Raw genomic sequence first — 14,678 nt, forward strand, 5'->3', positions numbered from 1 at the left:
CTGGCGAACGTTAGATTTGTTTCGTCCGCGTGATCGAATTATAACAAGCAAGCCGCGCGGCCGCCACGCGGATCGACTTTTCGAGCTTTGGTTCCTGTGTCTCGAGCATGCGTTTTTCGCATGCTCCGCTCGACAATTAATCGTTTGTGGCGCGTCGAACGCGCACGGATACTGCCCTATCTCCAGACGCGGCGGCGACGCCGAACGGGCAGTATTCCATGCGATCAGATCTCAACTTCATCAACGGGCAGTTCGTCGGCGCGGATGGGCCGCGCATCGCCGTCCACAACCCCGCAACGGGCGACACGATCGGCCACGTGAGCGCGGCGAACGCGGCCGATGCGACACGCGCCGTGGAGGCCGCCGTGGCTGCGCAGCGCGCGTGGCGCAAGCTCCCCGCCGCCGGGCGCGGCGCGATTCTGGGCCGCTTCGCAGACGCCGTCGAGGCGCGCGCACCGCGAATCGGCGCCGCGCTCGCGGCCGAATCGGGCAAGAGCCTCGCGGACGCGACGGCCGAAGCCCGATACGCCGCCGAAATCCTGCGCTACCACGCGCAGTGGGCGCGCCGCATCGAAGGCGAAGTGATTCCGAGCGACAGCGCCAACGAAAACCTCATTCTCATGCGCGAGCCGATTGGCGTCGCCGCGTGCCTGATTCCGTTCAACTTTCCGGTGTACACGCTGTTGCGCAAGATCGCGCCGGCGCTCATCACGGGCAATGCCGTGGTCGCGAGGCCGAGCAACCATACGCCTTGCTCGGCATTCGAGGTGGCGCGCGCGGCGCTGGAAGCCGAACTGCCGCCGGGCGTCTTCAACGTGCTGGCAATGGACCATGACACGGCGGCAACGCTCTGCACGCATCGGGACGTCGGCATGATCGCGCTCACGGGCAGCGTGGCGGCGGGCCGCAAGGTGCTCGACTACTGCAAGGAAAACATTGCGAAGCCCTCGCTCGAACTGGGCGGCAAGACGCCCGCGATCGTCGAGGACGACGCCGATCTCGAAGCGGCGGCCACGGCCATCGTGCGCTCGAAGACCACGCATTGCGGTCAGCTTTGCACGGCGATCGAACGTGTGTATGTGCATGCCCGCGTGCATGACCGCTTCGTCGCGCTGCTGCGCGAAAAGATGAGCGCGGTGCGCTTCGGCGACCGCGCCGAAGACGAAACGCGCATGGGTCCGCTCGTGAGCGCGGGCGCGCGCGGCGCGATTCATGCGATGGTCGGGCGCGCCGTTGCTCAGGGCGCGACGCTCGCGACGGGCGGCTACTTGCCCGAAGGCAAGGGCCACTTTTATCCGCCCACGCTGCTCACGCACTGCCGCCAGGACATGGAGATCGTGCAGGAAGAGGTTTTCGGCCCCGTGCTACCCGTGCTCTCGTACGACTCGCTCGACGACGCGCTGCGCATGGCCAACGATCATCAGTTCGGCCTCTCGTCGGTGCTCTATACGGAGCGCTACCGCACGACGATGCGCGTCGCGAACGAGATCGAAGCCGGCGAACTCTACGTGAACCGCACGCCGGCCGATCCCTACCAGGGCTTCCATGCCGGGTGGAAACGCTCGGGCCTTGGCGGCGACGACGGCAAGCATGGCATGCTCGAATTCACGCAAACGCGCCTTGTCGTCATGCCGTTCTGATTGTTCGGTTTCCTGAATGAAATGAATGTCTGAAGGGCGTGCGCCGCAACGCTCCCTCATCTGAAGAAAAACGCTGACCGCAACCTGAGATCCCCCACGCCGGGCGATCACGCGGACGAGTTGGCGATATGGAGACAATCTTGCAGAAGTCCATCGCAAAGCCAGATGCGTCGTGCGGCTTGCCGCTCGCCGAATCCTCATCTCTCGCACCGGCGGCCTCCGGCTCGGCGCAACGCTACGTCCAGTTGCTGCTGCTCGTGCTCGCCGCGGGCGGAATCTATCCGCTGCTGTATTTGCGTCAGGTCTATCAGACCACGATGCTCGATGTCCTGCATATCGACAACGCGCAGCTAGGCTACCTCTATTCGGTGCTCGGCATCGTGTTCTTCCTTTCCTATCTGCCGAGCGGCTGGCTTGCCGACCGCGTCGCGCCGCGCCTCCTGATCTGCTTCTCGCTGATCGGCACCGGCGCGCTGGGCCTCTGGTATTCGACGGCCCCCGCATTCCATGCGCTGCTCGTGATCTTCTGCTGCTGGGGCCTCACCACGGGCCTCACGTTCTGGGCTTCGGTGCTCAAGCGCGTGCGCATGATCGCGGCGCCCAACGAGCAAGGCCGTTTTTTCGGGCTGCTCGACGGCGGGCGCGGGCTCGTCGAGGCGCTGCTCGCTACCGCGGCGCTCGCGCTCTTCGCCGCCGCCACCGGCTCGGGACGAGGTGAGGCAGCGGGCCTGCGCCACGTGATCTATCTGTATTCGTTCACATGCATCGCGCTCGGCGCGGTCATGAGCTTCTTCAAGGACCCCGCGCCGGCGCGCGCCGCAAGCCAGCCGGATGAAGCGGCGGAGACAAACGCAAACGGTTCCCTATGGCGCGATCTCAGGACGCTGGCCTCGATTCCCCAGCTCTGGCTCATGGCGGCGGTGGTGTTCTGCGGTTACCAGATCTTCTGGGCTACCTATAGTTTTTCCGCCTATCTGCAGCAGGGCGAGTTGCACATGAGCGTGGTGGCCGCAGGCATGGTGACGACGGCGAAGCTATGGATGCGGCCGGTTGGCGGCATTGGCGGCGGCTTTCTCGGCGACCGCTTCTCGAACCTGCGCGTGCTGATCTGGGCGCTGTTCCTTGCCGTCGCGGGCCTCATCGGGCTGATCTTCCTGCCAGCGCTGCGCAACATGGCGCTGCTCGGCGCGGTAGTGCTCTTCATCGGGCTCATGACCTATGCAATTCGCGGCCTGTACTGGACGCTGCTCGACTATTGCTCGATTCCCATGCGCATAACGGGCCTCGCCATCGGCCTCGTTTCGCTGATCGGCTATTCGTCGGACATCTTCCTGCCGCTCATGAACGGTTACATCACCGAGCGTTACGCAGGCATGCTCGGCTACCAGTTCTATTTCGCCTATGTGGCGGCCATCGGCACGCTCGGCGCAATCGCCGCGCTGGTGCTCCACCACATGACCCACACCAAACCTGCCTGATATAGCCCGAACCATGAAAGTCGTTGCAATGGAAACTCACGTCGTCGCGGTGCCTCCACCGCACCTCGGCGGCATGTACTGGATCTTCGTTACGCTGCGGACCGATTGCGGCGTTGAAGGCGTGGGCGAGATCTACGCCGCCACGTTCCACCCGGACGTGATGGTGCCCGCGATCGAAGACGTCTTCACCCGCTATCTGCTCGACCGCGATCCGCATCACGTCGAACGCCTGTTCCGCGAGGCGTACTCGAGCGGCTTCACGCAGCGCCCCGACCTCACGATGATGGGCATCGTGAGCGGCCTCGAAATGGCATGCTGGGACATCATCGGCAAGGCGGCGGGAAAGCCGGTATACGAGCTGCTGGGCGGCATGGTGAACGAGCGTCTTCGTTCGTACACCTATCTCTATCCGAAGAACGCGAACGGCGAATACGATTACGACGACGCCGATCTCGCTGCGGAATGCGCCGCGGAAAACGTCAAGCGCGGTTTCACCGCCGTCAAGTTCGATCCGGCGGGCCCGTATACGGCTTATTCCGGCCATCAGCTTTCGCTCGAAGTGCTGGACCGTTGCGAAACGTTCTGCCGCAAGGTGCGCGAGGCGGTCGGCAACGAGGCCGACCTGCTGTTCGGCACGCATGGGCAGATGGTGCCGTCCTCGGCAATCCGGCTGGCGAGGCGCCTCGAAAAATACGACCCGCTATGGTTCGAAGAACCTGTGCCGCCGGGCCAGGAAGAGGCTATCGCAACCGTCGCGAAGCATACGTCGATTCCCATCGCGACGGGCGAGCGCCTCACCACCAAGTACGAATTCCACAAGCTGCTGCAGGCGGGCGGCGCGTCGATCCTGCAGATGAACGTTGCGCGCGTGGGCGGCCTGCTCGAAGCGAAGAAGATTGCGAGCCTCGCCGAAGTGCACTACGCGCAGATCGCGCCGCATCTCTACAACGGGCCTGTCGGCGCGGCGGCGAGCATCCAGCTCGCGGCCTGCACGCCGAACTTCCTGATTCAGGAAAGCATCGGCACGTGGGACGGCTTCCACGCCCAGGTGCTCAAGCAGCCTATCCGGTGGGAGGACGGCTACATCATTCCTTCGAAGGCGCCGGGTCTCGGCGTCGAACTGGACATGGACGTCGTGCGCGCGCATTCGCCCTATACGGGCAAGCGTCTGCATCTGCAGATGGCGAGCCGGCCCGCCGACGTGCGCGACACCTCGCCCGCACGCGGCTGATCCACCCTCTGCGGGAGCAAGCAAATGAACTACGACTACATCATCGTCGGCGCCGGTTCGGCGGGCTGCATTCTCGCCGGGCGCCTCTCGGCTTCGGGGCGCTACTCGGTGCTGCTGCTCGAAGCGGGCGGACCCGACGATTCGTTCTGGTTCAAGATTCCCATCGGCTTCGCGAAGCTGTACTACCACAAGCAGTACAACTGGATGTACTACAGCGAACCGGAGCCGGAGCTCGCCGGCCGGCAGATTTACGCGCCACGCGGCAAGGTGCAGGGCGGCTCGGGCTCGATCAACGCGATGATCTACGTGCGCGGCGCGGCACGCGACTACGACGACTGGGCCGCGGCCGGCAATGCGGGGTGGTCGTACCGGGAAGTGCTGCCGTATTTCCGCAAGCTCGAATCGCATCCGCTTGGCGACACGCCCTGGCACGGCGCGAGCGGTCCGGTGCGCATCACGCCGATGAAGGACGGCGCGCATCCGGTTTGCCGCACCTTCATCGAAGGCTGCACGCAGCTCGGCTACGAGCGCAACGACGACTTCAACGGCGCGCGGCTCGAAGGCGTGGGCATTTACGACGTGAACACGCGCGAGGGCAAGCGCGATTCGAGCAGCGTGGCGTACCTGCATCGCGCGGGGCAACGCTCGAACCTGAAGATCGAGCATCATGCCCGCGCCACGCGCGTGCTGTTCGACGACGCGAATCGGCGCGCTGTCGGCGTGGAGGTCGTGCAGCAAGGCGCGAAGCGCGCGTTCCGTGCGAACCGCGAAGTGATCGTCGCGGCGGGCGCGGTCGATTCGCCCAAGCTGCTGCAGCTTTCGGGCGTGGGTCCGCGCGCGCTGCTCGCGAAGCACGGCATCGATATCGTGCGCGACCTGCCTGCCGTGGGGCAGAACCTGCAGGATCATCTGTGCGTGAGCTTCTACTATCGCGCGCGCGTGAAGACGCTCAACGATTCGTTCGGTAGCTGGGCCGGCAAGCTCAAGTTCGGCCTGCAGTATCTGTTCAGGCGCACGGGGCCGTTTTCGATGAGCGTGAACCAGTCGGGCGGCTTTTTCCGCACCAGTCCGGACGAGGCGCACCCTGACATGCAGGTGTACTTCAATCCGCTTTCGTATCGGATTCCCAGGTCGAATCGCGCGAAACTCACGCCGGAGCCGTATTCGGGCTTCCTCGTCTGCTTCAATCCGTGCCGTCCCACGAGCCGCGGGTCGGTCGAGATCGCCTCGGCAAACGTGGAAGACGCGCCGCGAATTCGCGGCAATTATCTGTCGACGCAAAAGGATCGCGACGACGCGATCGCGGGCAGCCGTCTCGTGCGCAAGCTGATGACGGCGCGCGCGTTGCAGGAGATCACCGAAGCCGAGGTGACGCCCGCCGGCGACGTGACCGACGACGCGAGCATGCTCAAGTTCTTCCGCGAGCAAAGCGGCTCGATCTATCACCTGTGCGGCACATGCGCGATGGGCCCCGATCCGCGCACGGCCGTGGTGGACGCGCGCCTGCGCGTGCACGGCCTCGAAGGCTTGCGCGTGGTGGATGCCTCGATCTTTCCAAACATCACGTCGGGCAATACCAATGCACCGGCGATGATGGTTGCGGAAAAGGGCGCGGACATGATCCTCGAAGACGCCGGCCCGGCTGCCGCCGCGCAGGCCATTGCCGCAAACGGTCAGCGCACGGCGGCGATCTCGTCCTGAAGCCATTGGCGGAACAGCCGCAGCGGCTTCGAAGCCTTTTGTTCGGGCCGTACCACGAACCAGTATGACTGCCGGCCGTCCACGCGGACGTCGCGCACGGGCGCGAGCTGACCTTGCGCCAGTTCGCGCTCGATCATGTTGCGGTCGGCCATCGTCACGCCGAGTCCCTCCATGGCGGCGCGGATTGCGTGATCGAGCAGGTCGAATTCGTAGCCGCCCGAGGTGTCCACGTCCTCGATGCGCGCCGCGTCGAGCCAGTGCCGCCACGTGAGGTAGCGCTGGTTGTCGCCCGCCAGTACGTGCAGCAAGGTTTGCTGCGCGAGATCGATGGGCCCATGCGCGAGCAGCGCGGGCGCGCACACCGCGATATGCGACTCGTGCATCAGCAGCGAGCTGTCGAGGCCCTCCCATTCGCCGTCGCCGAAGCGGATCGCGCAGTCGAGCGCGGTCGAATCGGCGAGGCTGTCCTGCAGATGTGTCGTGAGACTCAATTCGAGCTCGGGGTGGCGCGCGTGCAGGCGCGTCAGTCGCGGGACGAGCCAGCGGCTTGCGAAGGTGGGCGGCGCGTTCACGCGCAGCCGGTTGAGGTCGCTCTTCTGCTGGATCGTGCGCACCGTCAGCTCGATGCGGTCGAACGACTGCTGCAGCGTGCGCAGCAGCGCACGTCCGGCATCGGTGAGTTCGAGCCGGTGGTGATGGCGCTCGAGCAGCGTCTCGCCAAGCTGCTCCTCGAGCTGGCGCACCTGGCGGCTCACGGCGCTTTGCGTCACGTTCAGCTGCTCGGCGGCGCGGGTGAAACTGCCGCTCGTGCCCGCCGCCTCGAACGCCTTGAGAGCGTTCAGCGCCGGCATCTTTCGCTTCAAGGTCGTCTCCTCGCGGGGGGCGCCATCCCGGCATGACGCCTCTTGCAAACGACGGAGTATACCGGCACGCGCGGCCACCTCAAGCGCCCCGCGACCGCGAGAGCGCGGCGAGCGCGAGCGTGACGAAGCACGCGAACACGTAGAGACCGCCCGCGCCGGCGAGACGCATGAAGAGCGAGGCGAGCATTGGACCGGCCGCGCCGCCGAGCGAGAACACGAGCAGCAGCGTCGCGCTGGTCTGCACGCGCCGTGCTTGATCGACGCGGTCGTTTACATCGGAGACGATCACGCCGTAGAGCGTGAACGTGAGCGCGACGTAGAGGAAGAGCAGCGTATCGACGAGCGCAGCCGTGCGCACGACGACGAGCGCGGCGGCCGCGCCAGCGGCTACGACCGAAATGACGCCCAGCGTGGCGCGCCGGCCGAGCCGGTCGGAGAGCCGCCCCACGGGCCATTGCGAGAGCAGCGCGCCGATCAGCACGACGCCCATGGCCTGCGAGATGCCGCTGGCCGGATAGCCGATGCGCGCGAGATAGACCGGCGTGAGCGCATAGAACGCGCTGGAGAGCAGTCCCGCGCCGACGCAGGCCGGCACGCTGCGCGGCGCGACGCAGTGCAGCTCGCGTAGTCCGTCGAGCAGCAGCGTGGGGCGCTTGGGCGTGGCGAGTGCGGAAGGCGGCGCGGCCTGAACGGACTGCCACTCGCCGATCAGCGCCACGGGTATGAGCGCGCCGACGAACAGACCGTTCACCAGCGCGTGCTCGAACATCCCGCCGGGCGCGCCCGCGCCCAGCAGGAACTGCCCGGCGCTCACGCCGAGGTAGGTCAGCACGAGATAGAGCGCAAACGCGCGCCCGCGCCGCTCGTTCGGCACGGCGCCGTTCACGCCGCTCTCGATCGAGGTGAAGACGCCGACCATGCTGAAGCCGGTGACGAACCTCAGCACGGCCCAGACGTCAGGCGAATCGAACGAGAGATAACCGAGCGCCGCGAGCGCGGCCAGCGCGCCGAAGCCGATGAACGCGCGCTGCGGCCCGATGCGCCCGACCAGCGGCCCGAGCCCGAGCGCGCCCGCGATGAAGCCGACGTAGTAGCACGACTGCACGAAGCCGACGTCGAGCGCGGTGCGCTCGGCGTGCAGCATCCGCAGCGAGATCAGCGTGGTGAGAAGGCTGTTGCCGCAAACGAGGATCGTATAGCCGCCCAGCAGGCCGATGAGCGCCCGCATGTGCGGCGCTTAATGCGTGGTCCCGGCGCGGCGCTCGACGAAGCGCCGCACGTAGTCGTCGGCGGGACGGTGCAGGATGTCGCCGGGGGTGCCGCACTGAATCAGGCGGCCGTCGCGCAGAATCGCGATCTGGTTGCCGATGCGCAGCGCCTCGTCGAGATCGTGCGTGATGAACACGATCGTCTTCTTGAGCGTGGCCTGGAGTTCGAGCAGCTGGTCCTGCATTTCCGTGCGAATGAGCGGGTCGAGCGCCGAGAACGCTTCGTCCATCAGCAGTACGTCGGTGTCGGCGGCGAGCGCGCGGGCGAGGCCCACGCGCTGGCGCATGCCGCCCGAAAGCTCGTCGGGATAGTGGTCGGCGTAGCCCGCGAGGCCCACCTTGCCGAGCCACTCGCGCGCGCTCGCATGCGCGGCCGCCTTTTTCTCGCCGCGCGTGACGAGCGCATACGCGGCGTTGTTGAGCACGGTTTGATGGGGAAGGAGTCCGAAGCTTTGAAATACCATGCTCACGCCGTACCGGCGCAGATCGCGCAGTCCGTTGTCGGAGAGCTTGAGGACGTCCTTGCCGTCGATGAGGATCTCGCCCACCGTCGGCTCGATGAGCCGGTTGAAGTGGCGCACGAGCGTGGACTTGCCCGAGCCCGAAAGGCCCATGATCACGAAGATCTGGCCCGAGCCGATCGACAGGCTCACGTCGTTCAGGCCCACGTTGCAGCGCGTTTTTTCGAGGACCTCCGCCTTGCCCGCGCCGCCGCGCAGCAGGTCCAGCGCGCGCTGGCTCGCGTCGCGCGCGCCGAAGATCTTGTAGACGTGTTTGACTTCTATGCCGCTCATGATCGTTACCTCGTTCGTCGTACAGGAGGCGCCGGCCCGGCTTCATGTCGTGCCGGCGCTTTCGCATGCGCAGTCGTTATTTGGCGGGCTGGCTCGTCAGTTCGCTGGTCCTGGCCGCGTCCGGGCTTTCGCTTTCCCGATCGCGTACGCGGCGAAACGGAATGCGCGAGGGCTGCTTCGACTTGCGTGCTAGGCCGCGCGTGCGGCGCCCCTGGCCGTAGCCCTGGCTGATGCGGTCGATCACGATCGCGAGAATCACGATGGCGACGCCGGCCTGCGTGCCCTTGCCGACGTCGAGCGTCTGAATGCCCGCGAGCACGTCCTCGCCGAGCCCGCGCGAGCCGATCATCGAAGCGATCACGACCATGGAGAGCGCCATCATCGTGGTCTGGTTGATGCCGGCCATGATGCTCGGCCGCGCGAGCGGCAGTTGCACGCCGAACAGCAACTGCATGCGCGTGGTGCCGAAGGCGCGCGCCGCTTCGACGATTTCCGCATCCACGTGGCGAATGCCGAGGTCGGTCAGGCGAATGAGCGGCGGCAGCGCATAGACGACCGTGGCGAGAATGGCGGGCACCTTGCCGAGACCGAACAGCATGAGCACGGGAATCAGGTAGACGAAGCTCGGCAGCGTCTGCATGACGTCGAGCACGGGCAGCAGTACGCGGCGCAGCGCGCTGCTCGACGCCGCGAGTATGCCGAGAGGCACGCCGAGCACGACCGAAATGAGGGTGGCGACCACCATCAGCGCGAAGGTCTGCATGAGCTTGTCCCAAAGCCCGAAGCAACCGATCAGCCAGAGCAGGGCGACGAACAGCAGCGCCACGCCGATGCGCCGCGACGCATGCCAGCCGAGCAGGCCCACCGCAACGAGCACGACGACGGGCGGCGTGGCGCGCAGCAGGCTTTCGAGCGGCACGAGCACGTCGCGCAGCATCAGCACGCTGAAGTTGTGGAATGCGTCGCCGTAGCGCTGGACGAACGCGGCGACCTGATCGTTGACCCAGTCGGCGATCGAGAGGTGAAGGAAGGGGGATCCCATGGTGAGCCTCATTCTGCGTGTGTCATGTGATGCGTTCGGCCTCGTTGCCCGTCGTGCCGGTCAGGTGCGCAGGGCCGCCTGCACGCGCGCCGCGACTTCCGGCGTGACCCATTGCTTCCAGATTTCCGGATGCTGCTCGAAGAAGCCGCGGGCGACGGTGGACGCGTCGAGCTTCTTGTCGTGCATCTGCTGGACGAGCTGTTCGTCCAGCGCGAGCGGCAAGCTCACCTTGCCGAAGAAGGCGACGGCGTCGGGCTCGGCGTCATAAAACGGGGTGGAGAGCGCGATCTTCAGATGCGAAACCTTGAACGCGGAGGCGCACGGCGCGCCCTTCGGATCGGCGATGGTGTTCCAGCAGGCGTCGGAATACGGCGCGCCTTCGAGTTGCACGAAGTGGTACTTCGCCATCAAGCCCGCGGGCTGCCAGTAGTAGAAGAGAATCGGTTTGCCGCGCTCGTAGGCGGACGCGATGGCGGCGTCGAGCGCGCCGCCGGTGCCGGGGCGGAAGTTCGTATAGTCGTCGCCGAGCTTGTAGGCCGACAGCAGCCGGTTGTTGAAGCGCTCGCAATCCCAGCCGGCGGGGCAGTTGTAGAAGCGGCCCTTGCCCGGTTCTTCGTCGTCGGTGAATAGCGACTTGTATTGCGGCAGTTGCGCGATGGAGCGCAATTGCGGCGCGAGGGGCTTGATGCCGCGTTTCGCGTCGCCGTTGATGACGTAGTCGGGTACGTACCAGCCTTCCTTGTCGCCGCCGGGAATCAGCTCGCCCACGAGCTTCACGCTGCCGTCCTGAAGGCCGCGCGCGACGATGGGGCTGCGGCCGGTCCAGTGCTCGGCCCACACCTGAAGGTCGTTTTTCGTGAGCGCGGTCTCGGTGGCGGCCGTAGCGCCCGGCACGACCTCTGTCTTGCAGCCGTAGCCCTTCTCCAGCACCGTGCGCACCATTTCGGTCATCAGCGCGCCGCTTTCCCACGTGATTTGCGCGAGCTTCACGGTCTTGCCTGCCTGGCACCAGCCGGGCGCGGCAAAGCTGCTCGTGGCCGCGCAGGTCAGCGCGAGGGCGGCGGCAACGCGCACGCCCGCCAGCGAAATTCGTCTCATGTCTCCTCCGTTCAGGATTGTATGCGCGGCCTGCACGCCATGTTGCGCGGGCCGTCGCTTTTCGAGTCACTCCGACGAGAGTCTAGCGGCGTCATTTTGGGTTGCGAAGCAACGAATAGTCATCGATGCATTACCTGATCTCATGCCACTGCCGGTGTGCAATCGAGCGATGACTGGGCGTCATGCCCCCATGAGATTTCATAGCTTTTGCGCGTATCGGGCGTGTGCTGGAATTCGTCTCGACGTGCGGCGCTGCCACGCACAATCCAATGGGCAAGCAAGCCAGAACACCACTGGAACAAAGGAGACGGAGTCAACATGAAAGACCTGCAAGTCTATATCGGCGAAGGTTTCGCGGGACCAGGCGTAAACGCTGCCCACATCAACATCCTGATCGGTCCGCGCAATGGTCCTGTGGGACAGGCATTTACGAACAGCTTGTCGTCGCCCTCGCAAGGTCACGTGCCGTTCATGGTGGTCGCGCAGCCCAACGTGCCGGTCAAGCCCGCCACGCTCTACGTGAACAAAGCCGACATTCGCGGCGATCTGCACGGCAACGCCACGTGGGGCGCATCGCAGGCCGCCATCGCGAAGGCCGTGACCGAGGCGATGCTCGACGGCACGCTGCCGCCCGAAGCGGAGAACGAATGGTGCATTGTCACGGCGAACTGGGTGAACTGGTCGTGCGACGACCTCGACGCGGTATACGAGAACAACTACGCGGCCTGCAAGACCGCGATTCGCGCGGCGCTGCACGGCCTTCCGAAGCTCGACGACGTAGCGCGGATCAAGGACCGGATCAGCAATCCGTTCTATACGCCGAAGGTCAAGGCGGCGTGAGCCGCGCCAATCGTTACAGGTGACTACGATGCAATACGTGCAGCTTGGCCGTTCCGGCCTGAAGGTGTCGCGCCTGTGCCTCGGCACGATGAACATGGGCACGCCGGACTGGAAACCCTGGATCTACAACGAAGAGCAGAGCGAGCCGATCGTGCGCCGCGCGCTCGAAGCGGGCGTGAACTTCATCGACCTCGCCGACTTCTACTCGACGGGTGTGGGCGAGGAAGTGGTGGGGCGCATCGTGCGGCGGCTCGCGAAGCGCGACGAACTCGTGCTCACGACGAAGGTCGGTTATCCGATCGGCAACGGCGTGAACAACCAGGGCCATTCGCGCAAGCACATCATGGAAGGCATAGATGGCTCGCTGCGCCGCCTGCAGACCGATTACGTCGACATCTACATGCTCCACTACTTCGACGTGAACACGCCCGTGGAAGAAACCATGGATGCGTTGAACGACATCGTGCGCGAGGGCAAGGCGCGTTATATCGGCGTGTCGACGATGTTCACATGGCAGTTCGCCAAGATCCTGCAGGTGTGCGAGCGCAATCATTTCGCACGACCGATCAATATGCAGTTGCAGTTGAATTGCGCGTATCGCGAGGAAGAGCGCGAGATGATTCCGTTCTGCCGGGATCAGGGCATCGGCGTTTCGGTGTTCAGCCCGCTTGCGCGCGGTCTGCTGTCCGGCGACGCGAAGTCGGTGCGCAACCAGACCGACTTCTTCACCGTGCAGATGTACGACGACGAAGCCTCGCGCAATATCGCGCGTTCGGTGGCCGAAGTGGCGGCTGCGCGCGGCGTGTCCTGCGCGCAGATCGCGCAGGCATGGGTGCTGGGCCGCGCGGGCGTTTCGTCGATGCTCGTGGGCGCCGACACCGTCGCGCAGTTCGAGGGCGCGCTCGCCGCGCTCGAGACGCAACTGGACGCCGACGAGCTTTACGAACTCGAGCGCAACTACACGCCGTGCGACGTAATCAACGACTACGTGACGGCGCGCATTGCGCGTGTGCCACGCGCGGCGCGCCGCCTGGAGATCGCAGCATGACCGGGGGACTCAAGGAAGCGCGCCTGTGGCGTACGTCGAGCTTCATCGACGGCGAATGGGTGGCGAGCGACGCGACCTACGCCGTGCTCGACCCGGCCAGCGGCGCGCCGCTCGCGCAGGTCGCGCGCGCGGGCGCGCGCGAGGCGCTCCAGGCCGTGGCGGCAGCCTCGCACGCATTCCCGGCCTGGCGCGACGCCACGGCGGCGGAGCGCGGCGCCAAGGTGCGCCGCTGGGGCGAGCTGATGCACGCGCATCGCGAGGACCTTGCGCGCATCATGACGGCCGAGCAGGGCAAGCCCTACGCGGAAGCGCTCGGCGAGGTGGCTTACGCGGCGAGCTTTCTCACGTGGTTCGCCGAAGAAGCGCGGCGCGCCTATGGCGACGTGATTCCCGCGCCGAAGAAGGGGGCGCGCATCGTCGTGACGAAGGAGCCCGTGGGCGTGGTGGGTGCGATCACGCCCTGGAACTTCCCGCTCGCGATGGTCACGCGCAAGGCCGGCCCCGCGCTCGCTGCGGGCTGCACGATGGTGCTCAAGCCTTCGGAAGAAACGCCGCTCTCGGCGTTCGCGCTAGCCGAACTGGCCGTCGAAGCGGGCATTCCGCGCGGCGTGTTCAACGTCGTTTCGGGCGACGCGCCCGCGATCGGCGACACGCTCATGGCGTCGAAGGCCGTGCGCAAGATCTCGTTCACGGGCTCCACGCGCGTGGGCAAGCTGCTCATGCGGGCGGCCGCCGACACGGTCAAGAAAGTGTCGCTCGAACTGGGCGGCAACGCGCCCTTCATCGTGTTCGACGACGCCGACCTCGACGCCGCCGTGGAAGGCGCGATGGCCTCCAAATTCCGCAACACGGGGCAGACCTGCGTGTGCGTGAACCGCTTCTACGTCCAGGCCGGGGTACACGACGCGTTCGTCGAAAAGCTCGCGGCGGCCGTGCGCGCGCTGCGCGTGGCGAGCGGCATGGAGCCCGGCGCCACGCAGGGGCCGCTCATCAACGCCGCGGCGCTGCGCAAGGTCGAGGCGCACGTGAGCGACGCGCGCGAGAAGGGCGGCACCGTCGTTTGCGGCGGCCGCGCGCATGCGCTGGGCGGCACGTTCTACGAACCTACGATCATCACCGGCGCGCACGGCGGCATGATGCTCGCGGACGAGGAAACGTTCGGGCCCGTTGCGGCGGTGTTCCGCTTCGAAACCGAGGAAGAAGCGATCCAGGCCGCGAACGATACCGACTTCGGCCTTTCGGCGTACTTCTACGCGCGCGACATCGGCCGCGTGTGGCGCGTGGCGGGCGCGCTGGAGAGCGGCATGGTCGGCATCAACGAGGGCATCCTGTCGACGGAAGTCGCGCCGTTCGGCGGCGTGAAGGAGTCGGGGCTCGGGCGCGAGGGGTCGAAGTACGGGCTCGACGAATACCTCGAAACGAAGTACATGATGATGGGCGGGCTCGGCTGATTCCTCCCACGTTTTTTCCTCGCTTGCCGGATTCTGGCGAAGGCCGTTGCGCGAAGGCGCGGCGGCCTTTTTTTATGCGCCCCGGGGGCTCGGGCTCGACGTGCGTGACTGCCGCGGCGTTCTGTGAAAGCATCGAAAAAACAGGGGTTTACGGACGGCCCCGAACGGAGATTTACAAAATCCGGCACTATTTGCGACAGCGGTGGTTTCCCGTGCCAGTCGAG

General features: G+C 66.0%; 12 protein-coding genes. 7 read left to right on the top strand and 5 right to left on the bottom strand.

Annotated features, from left to right (window positions below; genetic code table 11):
• Positions 1-218 precede the first annotated feature (218 nt).
• The 4 genes from aldA to BLU17_RS03795 all read left to right on the top strand — a co-directional run bounded on the left by aldA (position 219) and on the right by BLU17_RS03795 (position 6,050).
• Positions 219-1,640 carry an aldehyde dehydrogenase gene (gene aldA / locus BLU17_RS03780; protein ID WP_091994627.1) on the top strand — a complete coding sequence of 474 codons (1,422 nt, stop codon included), beginning with the start codon at positions 219-221 and terminating at the stop codon, positions 1,638-1,640.
• 140 nt (positions 1,641-1,780) lie between these two features.
• Positions 1,781-3,118: an MFS transporter gene (locus tag BLU17_RS03785; protein WP_425434058.1), complete on the top strand. Its 1,338-nt coding sequence runs from the start codon at positions 1,781-1,783 to the stop codon at positions 3,116-3,118.
• 13 nt (positions 3,119-3,131) lie between these two features.
• On the top strand, positions 3,132-4,349 hold the full coding sequence (locus tag BLU17_RS03790) for a mandelate racemase/muconate lactonizing enzyme family protein (RefSeq protein WP_091994635.1): 1,218 nt from the start codon (positions 3,132-3,134) through the stop codon (positions 4,347-4,349).
• A 24-nt stretch (positions 4,350-4,373) separates the two neighbouring features.
• The gene (locus BLU17_RS03795; RefSeq protein ID WP_091994638.1) at positions 4,374-6,050 is read left to right on the top strand and encodes a GMC family oxidoreductase; all 1,677 of its coding nucleotides are present in this window, start codon (positions 4,374-4,376) and stop codon (positions 6,048-6,050) included.
• Here BLU17_RS03795 and BLU17_RS03800 read toward each other — a convergent pair.
• From BLU17_RS03800 to BLU17_RS03820, 5 genes are all read right to left on the bottom strand, one after another.
• On the bottom strand, positions 6,023-6,901 hold the full coding sequence (locus BLU17_RS03800; RefSeq protein ID WP_091994642.1) for a LysR substrate-binding domain-containing protein: 879 nt from the start codon (positions 6,899-6,901) through the stop codon (positions 6,023-6,025). The genes BLU17_RS03795 and BLU17_RS03800 overlap by 28 nt on opposite strands.
• A 91-nt stretch (positions 6,902-6,992) precedes the next feature.
• A complete protein-coding gene (locus tag BLU17_RS03805) occupies positions 6,993-8,141 on the bottom strand; it encodes an MFS transporter (RefSeq protein WP_091994645.1) in 1,149 nt (382 codons plus the stop codon).
• A 9-nt stretch (positions 8,142-8,150) separates the two neighbouring features.
• Entirely contained in the window at positions 8,151-8,975 is an 825-nt protein-coding gene (locus tag BLU17_RS03810; protein ID WP_091994648.1) for a quaternary amine ABC transporter ATP-binding protein, read from the bottom strand.
• 76 nt (positions 8,976-9,051) lie between these two features.
• Entirely contained in the window at positions 9,052-10,017 is a 966-nt protein-coding gene (locus BLU17_RS03815) for an ABC transporter permease (protein WP_091994651.1), read from the bottom strand.
• A 60-nt stretch (positions 10,018-10,077) separates the two neighbouring features.
• The gene (locus tag BLU17_RS03820) at positions 10,078-11,115 is read right to left on the bottom strand and encodes an ABC transporter substrate-binding protein (RefSeq protein WP_091994655.1); all 1,038 of its coding nucleotides are present in this window, start codon (positions 11,113-11,115) and stop codon (positions 10,078-10,080) included.
• 318 nt (positions 11,116-11,433) lie between these two features.
• Here BLU17_RS03820 and fae point away from each other — a divergent pair, with 318 nt between their 5' ends.
• The 3 genes from fae to BLU17_RS03835 are packed head-to-tail and all read left to right on the top strand — an operon-like array spanning position 11,434 to position 14,454.
• Positions 11,434-11,955, top strand: a complete 522-nt coding sequence (gene fae / locus BLU17_RS03825; RefSeq protein WP_091994659.1) for a formaldehyde-activating enzyme — start codon at positions 11,434-11,436, stop codon at positions 11,953-11,955.
• Positions 11,956-11,983: 28 nt separating this feature from the next.
• Positions 11,984-13,003, top strand: coding sequence for an aldo/keto reductase (locus tag BLU17_RS03830; RefSeq protein ID WP_091994664.1), 1,020 nt, complete (start codon positions 11,984-11,986; stop codon positions 13,001-13,003).
• Positions 13,000-14,454 carry an NAD-dependent succinate-semialdehyde dehydrogenase gene (locus BLU17_RS03835; RefSeq protein WP_091994669.1) on the top strand — a complete coding sequence of 485 codons (1,455 nt, stop codon included), beginning with the start codon at positions 13,000-13,002 and terminating at the stop codon, positions 14,452-14,454. Before BLU17_RS03830 ends, BLU17_RS03835 begins: the two co-directional genes overlap by 4 nt.
• The last annotated feature ends 224 nt before the right edge of the window (positions 14,455-14,678 follow it).

The sequence above is a fragment of the Paraburkholderia lycopersici genome (genome assembly GCF_900096975.1).
Lineage (GTDB): Bacteria > Pseudomonadota > Gammaproteobacteria > Burkholderiales > Burkholderiaceae > Paraburkholderia > Paraburkholderia lycopersici.